The organism is Psychrobacter sp. UBA3483 (assembly GCF_002377905.1).
Taxonomy (GTDB): Bacteria; Pseudomonadota; Gammaproteobacteria; order Pseudomonadales; family Moraxellaceae; genus Psychrobacter.
Genome location: NZ_DFQS01000035.1, coordinates 18,029 through 29,544, shown reverse-complemented (window position 1 = coordinate 29,544; position 11,516 = coordinate 18,029). Strand labels below are relative to the sequence as shown.

The window sequence follows — 11,516 nt, the reverse complement described above, 5'->3', positions numbered from 1 at the left end:
CACTTAAAAGTGTTTGATTTGGTATTCTTTTATGTCAATTATGGCTATGTGTGATGTCAGCATACTTTTTAGAACACCACCAAATTTCTATTTATCAGCATTTCAAATTGCTCACCTTAGGATATTTGCTGCTATGCCCGCTTATCATTATAAAGCGTTAGATGACCATGGCAGTGTCCAAAAAGGCTTACTTGAAGGCGATTCTGCGCGACAAGTACGCCAGCAGCTGCGTGATAAACAATGGACGCCCGTCGAAGTTACCGCCGTCAATGACCGACAAAGCCAAAGTAAAAACCGCTATAAAAAACCATCGGCTTATGAGTTGGCATTGCTGACCCGTCAATTATCGGTATTACTTGCCGCCGGTATCCCTTTAGAAGAAACCCTGGCTGCCGTCGCCAAACAATCACCAAAAACTCACATCAAGTCATTGATGCTTGCCGTGCGCTCGCATGTGCTAGAAGGTTTAAGCCTCGCGCGCGCATTGCAACAAGCCGCCAGTTTTCCGCCGCTTTATATCGCCACCATCGCGGCAGGGGAAAAATCAGGCCACTTAGACTTAATTCTCAATCAGTTGGCAGATTACACCGAAAACCGTTTTGCCCTACAAAAGAAAATCCAAGGGGCGATGGTTTATCCGATTGTACTAATGGTCATGGCAGTCGCGGTGATTATGGGGCTAATGAGCTTTGTGGTGCCCAAAATCGTCAAAGTCTTTGAGCAATCTGAGCAAGCGCTACCTTTGATTACCCAAATTGTCCTGAACTTATCAAATATCATTACCCAGTGGTGGTGGCTGATGCTTTTGGTATTGGCAGGGGCGGCGTTTCTGTTTTATCGCTTTGCCCAAACCCAAGCAGGCAAATTAGCCATAGACAGTATGGTGCTGAGACTACCGATATTGGCGCGCTTATCAAAAGGACTTAATGCGGCGCGTTTTGCCAGTACGCTTGCGATATTGGTGCGCTCAGGGGTGCCGCTGATTGAAGCGCTGCATATAGGGGCGGCGGTGACGACCAATTTACACATTCAAAAAACTATTATCACCGCAGCCGATAGGGTCACTGAAGGCTCAAGCTTATCGAGTCAATTAGAAAAATCTACTTACTTTCCGCCGATGATGGTGCAAATGATTAAAAGTGGGGAAAACTCAGGCGAGCTTGAAAACATGCTTAGCCGCGCCGCCAATATGCAAGAAGCGGAAGCGACCAATTTTATCAGCACACTGCTGTCGTTACTTGAGCCGCTAATGTTGGTACTGATGGGCGTGGTGGTCATGATTATCGTCATGGCGGTGATGCTGCCGATTGTGAATATGAATGATTTGGCAAGTTAGTAAACGCTTAAGCTTTGTTAATTTCTCTGCAGCTGGCTCAAAATCCATTACCTTTATCTTGCTAAAACTTCCGCTAACTTTCTTAAGCCTTGCTTACTGTTGTAGATTGTTGACAGCGGTACGTTTTGACTAGAGCGCAGTCAATCATCACGCTATAGTAAGCGCTCGTCAAAAGCTTTGACTGCAAAGTGCTTATAAGATTAGCGGTTATCCAATCTCTTATGGCTCGTATCCATAAAAGTCGATATTCATAACAAGCTATTGTAGCGCTGGATAAAAATAAAAGCATGGTTTATAGTGATAAGCGGTTTAGGGGTCATTAATCTAAAGCCAACCCATGAAAACGCTCTGAACAGCACATTCATTATTTATATCACCTGATACCAAAAGCGATGACCAAAGCGATGACTATAATTGACACGATGCAAGTAGATACCATGCCAAAAAACGCTGGGAATGACGATAAGTTGCAGGCAGAAAATATGAATAAAGATATATCCGCTGCGCTGAAAGGTCGTCCGTTATTGCGTCATGGCCAGTCCGGATTTACCCTTATTGAGATTATGGTAGTGATTGTGATTTTAGCCATTCTCGCAGGGTTGGTGGTGCCAAAAGTGGTTGGACAAAGTGACAAAGCGCGCGTCAAAACCACTGAAACGGCGCTGGCGACCGTATCCAATGCGCTTGATATGTACAAGGTTGATAATTCGCGTTATCCGACGACGGCGCAAGGTTTAGAAGCCCTAACCACACCGCCTGCTGACGCCAAAAACTATCCCGATGGCGGTTATATCAAAGGTGGATATCCGACCGATGGTTGGGAAAACGAGTTGCAATATGTCGCGCCAGGTAGCGAAGGCCGCCCTTATGATTTATTTTCATTAGGCGCTGATGGGCAGCAAGGCGGCGAAGGGCAAGACGCTGATATTTATGCCCAGTTATAAGCTACGCCTTAAGGTGATTAGATTAAAGTGATTAGCGCTGAGCAACATAGCATTTTCTAACACTTTATTAATTAAAGCGGCATTAAAATTTCTAAATATCAACCAATAAAGGGCTTTATTGGTTGATATTTTTTATTACAGCATAAAATAAGTACTATGCTAGTAAGTACCATGTTAAATAGGCGCCCACCATATACGTTCAACCTTTTTGATCATCCGTCATGCCAAACAGTTCTTAAAAGTAGTTTTTAACACTCGCTATCAAAGGTAGTTATTTATGTTTATCAAAACAGCCACGCCAGTTATCAATAAACGCCTTGTTAAAACACCTCATCTATTGGCAATGGCGCTTATAAGCACTTCGTTGATGGCAGGATTATCAACAATTTCAATGAGCGCGCAAGCAGCAGGATTAGGTGAATTGTTTGGCAATAACAATGCAGCACAGTCGAAGTTTTTGCCCGTCGATAAAGCGTTTAAAGTAGATACTATTACCAAAGCCACGTCTAAAGGCACGCAGTTATCGATTACCTTTGATATCACGCCCGGCCATTACGTTTATAAAGATAAGCTGACGCTAAGTTTTCCAAAGGGCATCAGTGCAACGCCATTCAGCTTTAGTCAGTCGCCAGTTTCTATTGATGATCCCACCTTTGGGAAAGTGCCTGTTTTTACGCAAAAAAATATAATTGCCACCACTACCCTGAGCACCAATAATGGCAAAGGCGCGAAAAATGTCCCCGTTGTCATCGGCTGGCAAGGCTGTGCTAAAGCGGGTCTATGCTATCCGCCAGAGAAAATTAAAACCACGGTCAATATTGGCACAGCTCGTAAATAAACAGCCCGTAAATAAATAATGATGTAAATAGATAATTCCATACAGACAGTGAATTGGTCAATTCGAATTTTGGTAATAATAGGTAGTCCTTCATGTCCTTTAAAAGCGCAGAAAAGTCTCCGGCATTGACGCCTAATAAACCGTCAAAAAAATCTTGTCTGTTGGCGTTTGCTTTCAGCGCTGGCTCATTATTGACAGGATTAGCAGCGACTGGGCTAACGGTTGCGCCAGTGGCATCGCAAGCAGCAGGACTCGGCGATTTATTTGGTAATAAAAGTGCGGCCCAACCGAAATTTTTGCCTGTTGATGAAGCGTTTCAGGTCAGTAGCAGTAGCAAACCTGTCAATAATGGCACGCGCTTAGCGATTAACTTTGACATTACGCCTGAGCACTATGTTTATAAAGACCAAATTAAGCTAACGCTGCCTGCTGGCGTGACCGCCGCGCCTTTTAGCTTTAACCAAAAGCCTGTCTCCATTGATGATCCGACCTTTGGAAAAGTATTGGTCTTTGACCAAGCCAATATGGTTGCTAGTACCGTTTTGAGCAGTAGTAATGGTAACAGCATAGATAATACCGCTGTAACGATAGGTTGGCAAGGCTGTGCGAAGGCAGGACTTTGCTATCCACCGGAGAAAGTAAAAACCACAGTCAATATCGCTCCTGCGCCACTATTGGCAGCCAATAGTTCAAGTAATACAGCTACAGTTTCTGCGAGTAATAATAGCAATGTAGAAACTGTGCAATCATCTACAGAGGCGACTGATGCCGATCGTCTTGCTACAGAGCAAACCTTGTCAGATGATGAAGTAATTGATTATGCCTTGTTAGATGATGAAGCGTTAGATACAGAGCTTGGTGCAATCAATACCATCTCTGGTGCCGATGAAGAAGCTGTAGGCGATAATGTCACAAGTGGAGCAGCGAACAATGACGCTGTCATAAATAATGCTACTGCAACGAACAATACCGTTGTTGGCGATAACGCCATTAATAGCGACCCTTTTGGCTTAGCCTCGCATCCGTGGTTGGCATTGGTGTTATTATTTTTGGCAGGGTTGGGCTTGGCATTGACGCCATGCGTATTACCGATGCTACCGATTGTCGCCAATATCGTCGCGCGTGAAGACAATCCAACGGTAAAACGCGGTGTTATTTTGACCAGCAGTTATGCGATTGGTGTTGCCATCGCTTATGGTATTTTGGGGGCGGTCATTGCGGTGTTTGGCGAATCGTTAGGCATTATCGGTTGGTTACAAAATCCGATCATCTTGATTGCCTTTGCCATCGTTTTTGTCTTATTAGCACTTTATATGTTGGGCGTATTTAGCATTCGTCTGCCAAGGTTTATCAGCAGTAAAATGCAGGGTTTAAGCCAAGCAGGCGATAGCAAGCTTGGTAGTACGGGCGGCAGTTTAATCGCTGGGTTTTTGTCGGCGCTCGTGGTATCGCCGTGCGTTTCGGCACCATTATTTGGTGCGCTGCTTGCCGTATCGACGATTGGCAGTCCGCTCCTTGGCTTTGCCGCCTTATTTATGCTCGGTTTTGGTTTATCAGCGCCGCTTATCTTAATTGGCGCGACCCAAGGTAAAATCATGCCTAAAGCGGGCGAGTGGATGAATTGGGTCAAGCAAGGCTTTGCTTTGTTGCTTTTTGCCGTGGCATTATTATTAATTGAGCGCGTCTTTATCTCACCGGTGATGCTGATGATTTGGGCGCTGTGGTTTATGGTAGTGGCGATGTGGGCATGGAGCTGGCTAGGCAAAGGTCGGATGCTGACCCAAGCGCTCGGCTTAATCGCTGGTATCTGGGCGACGTGTTTAATCGTCGGCGCCGCCTTAGGTAACGATGATAGCTTACATCCGCTAGCGTCATTAAGCGTTACTCCGGTGATGCAGACTACTGCTGGTCAACCAGCCATGAGTAATGCAACAGATAAAACTGTTACGACGCTCGCTGAGTTAGATGCTATTGTCGCCACAAGCCCAAAAGTGCTGGTCGATGTCACCGCCGAATGGTGTATTGAGTGCCGGATTATGGATAAAAACTTATTTCATAATCGCCCGGCGCAGATGCAAGATTGGCAACTGGTCAGACTTGATATTACAGAAACGACAGCCGATTCAAAAGCAATCTTAGCGCGCTATAAATTATTTGGGCCGCCAGCATTGCTGTATTATCAAGACGGTCAATTGACCAATCAACAAGTAGGTGAAATCGGGCGCGTAGAATTTGAGCAAACCTTAACCACGCTAAACTAATCGTTTAAATGTAGATAAATTCCACGTCATTTCTACCCATTAAAAAGCCAACGTCCTGTGATAGTAGGACGTTGGCTTTTTCAATCTTACTAAATAACCTTTTTAACATAGACGCTAAATCCTTGGTTTAACGTTATTTATTGCTACTCACTTTGCTACTTACCTTATCATTTACATTGGTATTTGCTCGCAATAACGCTAGTATAGTGCCATTATTTTCATTACAATAAAGCAACATTGCGAAAGGCGCATTACCACGAGTAATGGCTACCTTGCACGTCCATATTTATTGGTTTTCTTTAGTTCTTATTCTATTTTAGCAATCATGCTAATGGTTATATTAATTATCTCATAGACTCTGCTGGCGCTCATGCCAGTTAGATAAAGGACACTTATGTTTTCTCCTATCACTCCGCAGCGTCCCTCTTTAGCGCTTAACACAGCGGGCAAAAATAATAACAGTCAGCGGTCCAAATGCTATTTAACCATGGCGGTTGGGACAGCGCTTGCTTGTTTTACCTTACAAGCCCACGCAGCCAATGGCGCTCAAAGCTATGAAGAGCTACCGGTAGAGAGTATCGCATTTGAGTATGACACTGATGATGCGGCAAAAGTTGTCAATAAGCGCGTGGTCAATCCAAATGCAGCGGCTCAAAGCGACAAGGTTATTAGTAAAGAGTTTGTCGCCGAACAAGCAAGACTGTTTTATGAATGTACACAAGTACAAACCAGTGGCGCGCGTTTGGCTTGTTTTGACAAAGTTGCTGAACAAGGTAAAACGCCAAGCTACACCGCCACTAAGCAACCGGTTGACTTGGCGAAAACCCTCCAAAGCACCCTTGCCGGTAATCCGCAAGTTGTCCTAGTAGAAGAAAACACCACCATCGCTGCTAATGGCAATACGGCGGCAAATAACGAAGCGAGTAATGGCGAAAGTTTGGATACGGTAGGTCTGACGCAAAGAGAAGCAGAAGTATTAGAGAACGTCGGTGTCACCCAAGCCGATCTCGAAAAATTCACCCCGTTAAGTTTAGCCTATGATTTGGATAAAAATAGCGAGCGTGGTACGTGGACAGTCAGACCGCACCGACCAACTTATCTGCTACCACTATTTTATACTTTTGATCCCAATTTAAATCCAAGTACGCCCTCACAGCTTAGACCTGATCCGCTTTTAACTTCTAACGACACCCGTAATACAGAGCTAAAGTTCCAGCTGTCATTAAAGACCAAAGTGATGGAAGATTTGTTTGATACCAGTGCGGACCTATGGTTTGGCTATACCCAAGAGTCACACTGGCAGGTTTATAACGAGGACAACTCACGACCATTTCGCGCCACCGACTATCAGCCTGAGATATTTTTGACTCAGCCTGTGACAGCTGACCTACCTTTTGGTGGTCGTCTGCGTATGTTAGGGGCGGGTGCGATTCACCACTCTAACGGACAAGATGATCCCTTATCGCGCTCGTGGAACCGTGCTTATCTGATGGCTGGAGCAGAGTGGGGCAAGCTTTCTGTCATACCGCGTCTATGGGCCCGCGTCAATAACGAGAGCTCTAGTAGTGAGGACAATCCAGATATCGAAGATTATATGGGCTATGGCGATATCAAATTTTTATATGATTTGCCAGAGCAGCAAAGCCTAAGCGGTACCTTGCGTTACAATCCAAGTACCAATAAAGGCGCGGCCCAAATTGATTATGTCTATCCATTGGCCAAAAACGTCAACGGCTATATACAGCTATTCCAAGGTTATGGCGAATCTATTATTGATTATAACCATGAAAATACCTCGATTGGTTTTGGTATTATGCTAAATGACTGGAAAGGTTTCTAATATAAGTGCGCTGATAGGCAGCGTTCGATGCGCCGTTTAGCGCCTTATCAAAGCGGACTATGGCTGGCAGAGTATGGAGACGTACGCTGTCAGTTATGCCGTATTTATCGCAGTACACCGCAATCTCAACTGCCACAAAACCATTCCTCAGCAATTCCTCTCAATACACACTCTTTTTTTACTAAACTGCGCCAACACGTTAATAACTGTTTTGATAGCGGCCTGCTTTGTTCTGATTGTCATAATAGTATCATCTGGCTACCCAAATCCTTTGAGGTGGATATTGCGGCGGGCACTAGTCTGTCTATTCAAGCAGCGACGTATTATGATTATCCAATACGGCAAGCGATCCGTGCGTTTAAGCATCATGAAGACATGACTAAGCTGCCGTTATTGCTGCATGCATTGCGTCAATTACCACGTCCTCATGGTTGCCATCGTGATAATAGCGTCATTGTTGCTATGCCAACCACCAATCAACGCCTTATTAAAAGAGGCTTTGACCCCGTCAGTATTTTAGCCGCACAATTGTCTAAGCATTGGCATATTCCGCTTTGGCATGGCGTAGAACGTATCGATAATACTGTCAGCCAGCAAGGACTGACACGTGCCGAGCGCTTAACCAACTTAGAAAATGCCTTTGCTTTAAGCGAAAATCCTCCGGTTAAACGCTTATTATTATTTGATGATGTCGCGACCACAGGTGCTAGCTTGCAAGCGTTAGGTCGCACTCTATGCGGTCAATCTCCTAACCTAGCAGCAATTAATTCACAAATCTCTAACCGCTATCAGCTGTCTGCTTATGCGTTAGCGCATGGTAGTCAGTTGTAAAGTTTGTTTTTATTAGAAAAACTTCCTCTATCAATTTATAATAACTATTATGTTGCTAATGTGTTGCCTTAACGTTATATTATTGACACATTTTACCTATATATTTTGGTTATTTATATGTCAATAAAAATACTAGGTATGCAAATCGGTATATAGGAAAGGTGCACATAGTATCTGTATTAATACCTCTATGTTTACTATATAGGCTGCATATTTCTTGGAATAAGAATTGCATGTTTATTAGTGAATATATCTAAAAAATAACCTGTATAAGCATAGGTTAATGAAAACGAGACACCTATTGTGCTTTCGGGCATAGTAATTAATTAAAGACAGTGCCAATAATAGTGAGAGATAGGGATTCGATTTGAACGCATCTGCAAACAAAGTAGCACAAAAATTACGAGTGGCCAGCTCAGGATTTACCCTGATTGAGCTGATGGTAACGATTGCGGTGCTTGCTATTATTGTTAGTATCGCAGCCCCTAATATCAGTAATCAATTGGCTGATCAGCGTGTAAAGTCAACAACCGCTACCCTAACTAATGCGTTAAAAGAAGCCAAGACTGAAAGCATTGTGCGTCGACAACCTTTAATATTAAACTTTGACGATAATAGCAAGTTAATTAAAATTCAGCATGTAGTTGATGGCCAAATCAAAAGTACCATTGCAAGCTATAAGTATGATAATAAAAGTATAATTAAACCGAGCAACGGTAGTACTCAGTTTAAACCAAATAAGATTGCAACTGCTACCGTGTATACTATTTGCGATAGTAATACTAGTGTGAGACCACAACAGGTTGAAATTAATAAAATTTCTAATATCACTACTAAATTGGGAGGAACATGCTAATGAAGGATAAAAACTCTCAAAGTGGAGTAGGGTTAATAGAAGTCATGGTGGCTTTGTTATTATTGGCAGTTGCGGTTTTAGGGTTTAGTGCATTAAATATGGTATCTGTAAAATCAACCGACGATAGCGTATTAATTGCTAATGCTAATACAGTGATGCGCGGCCTATCTGAAGACTTACGGCTAAATCCTAAGAATATACTAGGTTATCAGCAGGATATACAGAGTGTTTTAGGGAATGTCTCTGACAAAAAAGATTATTGTGCTGCGGTTACAGACTATAAAACTGGTAGTGTGACGAAGAACTGTGATAGCGATTCATGTACTGCAGAACAATTAGTAAAATATAATAGTTGGAGCGCTATGCAACAAGCTTGTAATAATGGCATATTGGTTAATATGGTTACCTGTCCAGGCACTGCGGATAAACAACTACGCCAATGTATTATTGCTTCATGGAATGGCACAAAACCAATTTTTGCTGCTAATTCGCAAAGTAATAAAGCTTGTGCCGACACTTCTGGTATATACCATGCCGGTTCTGACTGTGTGATTATGGAGTCCTACTAATGCTGCTTAATCGTACTCAAAAAGGTTTTTCTTTAATTGAACTGATGATATCCCTTACATTAGGTCTTCTGATCTCGGCAGCGGTTATGCAGGTTTATCTCACAAGTATCAAAACCAGTAGCGTGCAGTCCGGTGGTACAGATATGTTAGAAGCGAGTATTTTTGGTATTCAAAATATTGAGAAAAGTATCAGGCTTAGTAATTTAGGTATGGCGGATTCTAATAACCCTTTCACTCCTTTAGCTGGTGTGGTTATGACCAGTGATACCAGTCTAGTTAGTGCCTCCCAAACAGATAAATCTAAAAACAATATGAATGGCATTAAAATGGGTGGAACCGTAACAAGCGCTGGTACAGACGCCATCGATGCTAAATATCTAACAAAAAGCGGAATAGCGGCAAGTAATATTACTGGTCTGACAAGCTCACAATTGACTATTCAATATGAAGCACCGCAGGATATGTATGATTGCGAAGGTACTTTAGTTCGAGGGCCTATAGAAATAGAACGCGATGGTCGTTTAGAGCTTATACCGGGACAGGTTATCGTTCAAAGATATTATTTAAGAGAAGTAGCTCAGAATGACAAATCTAATTATGAATCTAATATAAAAAGCTATGAGCTACGTTGTGATGCTGGGCGATATGTAAAAGAGATTTTAAATTCAACAGAGCTTGATTTACAAAAAATTAATGATAGTACTATATTAAAAGAGAGTCGAAATATTAGAGATTTTGGCGACGTAGGAGAAGTAGTTATTCCGAGAGTAGATTATTTTGGGGTGCTGTTAGGGGTAGAAGTTATAGAACCGCTAACTTCTTCCGTGACTCTGAGGTATTTTACTCCTGAGCAGTACATGAGCTATTTAAAGGACTTATCCGCTACTTCTACTATCACAACTGATATTATATCCGTAAAGCTCTCTGCTCTAGTACGCGCTGATCGTCCATTAACGGGAGAGACAGGAGCGTCTAACTTTATCATATTTGGAGAGCCAAAGACTTTGTCAACAGATACCTCTAAAGCTTTTATTCGTAGGGTATACGAGTCAAATATAATGTTAAGAAACTCAAGAGCAATCAAAGAGAGCTCTATATAAGCTATCTAATAAGTTAAGCGTATATGCTGACTGCAAGAGGATAAATGAGATGCGTAAAAAATCACAGGAAGGCGTTACTCTTATAGTCGTGCTACTTTTCTTAATGCTGATTACTTTGGTAGGTGTTATCGCAGTTAAAAGAAGTACAACGGACCTAAAAGTCGCCACTGCGGATCAAATAGATACGTTTCTATTAAACTCATCAGATAGTGGTAATAAGCGTATAGAGAAAATTTTTGATAATGACAAAGATCAAGATTATAAAGATGCGGTTATTAAAGGCAGTGGGATGTTTGGCTACTATCTTTCTGAAGCAGGGAGCGCAAATCGTAACGATCAGTATATTTTCTGCTATAACCCACGACAGAGTGGTTTTGCCAAATTAAATCAAGCCAGTATTGTAAAGCCAAATGGGAGTACGGTATTGACAACAGGCAACGGTTACTGCGATATATCTAAGGCAGATAGCTATGCTAGCGCCCGCAGTAATGTTGTCACGCAGATTAACATTACTCGTCCATCAAAAGCGGTAGTAGGACAAGGGAATTTTAAATCAGTAACACAAGGCTCGGGCATACAGGCAAATGAGCCTAGCAACGAGTCTGCTGTTTTTAATATTCATTCTACCTCGATCCTGCCCAGTCTATCAAACGCCAATAAACAAGCAATAAATGATTGTTTAAAAAAGCCTATTGCTCCTAATGATGGAACCACTAAGTCTTTGGATGAGTGCATGAAAGATGCGGGTATCCCTAGCAAGACGTTGGTACAGCAAGCCTATGTCAAAAATGTCGTTGAAAATACTGTCTGTTATGGCTTTGGTGTAGGGGACGGTAAAATAGCAGAAGGTTGCCAAGAGTTAGTAGGGATTGATGTCAACGGCAACCCAAAAGCCAAGTAATCGATATCGATAGCAACTGAGTCATTCATCACTTATTTAG

General features: G+C 42.5%; 10 protein-coding genes. All 10 read left to right on the top strand.

The features are described from left to right. The first annotated feature begins 133 nt into the window (after nt 1-133). Nucleotides 134-1,336 carry a type II secretion system inner membrane protein GspF gene (gspF, locus tag B2866_RS06000; RefSeq protein WP_296191572.1) on the top strand — a complete coding sequence of 401 codons (1,203 nt, stop codon included), beginning with the start codon at nt 134-136 and terminating at the stop codon, nt 1,334-1,336. Between the two features lie 482 nt (nt 1,337-1,818). Continuing rightward, nucleotides 1,819-2,280, top strand: a complete 462-nt coding sequence (gspG, locus tag B2866_RS05995) for a type II secretion system major pseudopilin GspG (RefSeq protein WP_296191575.1) — start codon at nt 1,819-1,821, stop codon at nt 2,278-2,280. 277 nt (nt 2,281-2,557) lie between these two features. Further along, entirely contained in the window at nt 2,558-3,118 is a 561-nt protein-coding gene (locus B2866_RS05990; RefSeq protein ID WP_296191570.1) for a protein-disulfide reductase DsbD domain-containing protein, read from the top strand. 92 nt (nt 3,119-3,210) lie between these two features. After that, nucleotides 3,211-5,379 (top strand): protein-disulfide reductase DsbD domain-containing protein, encoded by a 2,169-nt coding sequence (locus B2866_RS05985; RefSeq protein ID WP_296191568.1) that lies wholly within the window; start codon nt 3,211-3,213, stop codon nt 5,377-5,379. Between the two features lie 394 nt (nt 5,380-5,773). Continuing rightward, nucleotides 5,774-7,219, top strand: coding sequence for a phospholipase A (locus B2866_RS05980; RefSeq protein WP_296191566.1), 1,446 nt, complete (start codon nt 5,774-5,776; stop codon nt 7,217-7,219). Nucleotides 7,220-7,246: 27 nt separating this feature from the next. Further along, nucleotides 7,247-8,050, top strand: a complete 804-nt coding sequence (locus tag B2866_RS05975) for a ComF family protein (RefSeq protein ID WP_296191565.1) — start codon at nt 7,247-7,249, stop codon at nt 8,048-8,050. 367 nt (nt 8,051-8,417) lie between these two features. Next, nucleotides 8,418-8,906 carry a pilus assembly FimT family protein gene (locus B2866_RS05970; RefSeq protein ID WP_296191562.1) on the top strand — a complete coding sequence of 163 codons (489 nt, stop codon included), beginning with the start codon at nt 8,418-8,420 and terminating at the stop codon, nt 8,904-8,906. Beyond that, nucleotides 8,906-9,475 carry a type IV pilus modification PilV family protein gene (locus B2866_RS05965; RefSeq protein WP_296191561.1) on the top strand — a complete coding sequence of 190 codons (570 nt, stop codon included), beginning with the start codon at nt 8,906-8,908 and terminating at the stop codon, nt 9,473-9,475. Before B2866_RS05970 ends, B2866_RS05965 begins: the two co-directional genes overlap by 1 nt. Then, a complete protein-coding gene (locus B2866_RS05960; protein ID WP_296191559.1) occupies nt 9,475-10,575 on the top strand; it encodes a PilW family protein in 1,101 nt (366 codons plus the stop codon). The genes B2866_RS05965 and B2866_RS05960 overlap by 1 nt, the downstream gene beginning before the upstream one ends. 49 nt (nt 10,576-10,624) lie before the next feature. Next, a complete protein-coding gene (locus tag B2866_RS05955) occupies nt 10,625-11,476 on the top strand; it encodes a pilus assembly PilX family protein (RefSeq protein WP_296191557.1) in 852 nt (283 codons plus the stop codon). Nucleotides 11,477-11,516: the final 40 nt, after the last annotated feature.

Coding starts and splice junctions, on each gene's coding strand:
- B2866_RS05965 (WP_296191561.1), top strand. CDS start 8,906: ATGAAGGATAAAAACTCTCAAAGTGGAGTAGGGTTAATAGAAGTCATG.
- B2866_RS05990 (WP_296191570.1), top strand. CDS start 2,558: ATGTTTATCAAAACAGCCACGCCAGTTATCAATAAACGCCTTGTTAAA.
- B2866_RS05985 (WP_296191568.1), top strand. CDS start 3,211: ATGTCCTTTAAAAGCGCAGAAAAGTCTCCGGCATTGACGCCTAATAAA.
- B2866_RS05955 (WP_296191557.1), top strand. CDS start 10,625: ATGCGTAAAAAATCACAGGAAGGCGTTACTCTTATAGTCGTGCTACTT.
- B2866_RS05960 (WP_296191559.1), top strand. CDS start 9,475: ATGCTGCTTAATCGTACTCAAAAAGGTTTTTCTTTAATTGAACTGATG.
- B2866_RS05980 (WP_296191566.1), top strand. CDS start 5,774: ATGTTTTCTCCTATCACTCCGCAGCGTCCCTCTTTAGCGCTTAACACA.
- B2866_RS05975 (WP_296191565.1), top strand. CDS start 7,247: ATGCGCCGTTTAGCGCCTTATCAAAGCGGACTATGGCTGGCAGAGTAT.
- gspF (WP_296191572.1), top strand. CDS start 134: ATGCCCGCTTATCATTATAAAGCGTTAGATGACCATGGCAGTGTCCAA.
- gspG (WP_296191575.1), top strand. CDS start 1,819: ATGAATAAAGATATATCCGCTGCGCTGAAAGGTCGTCCGTTATTGCGT.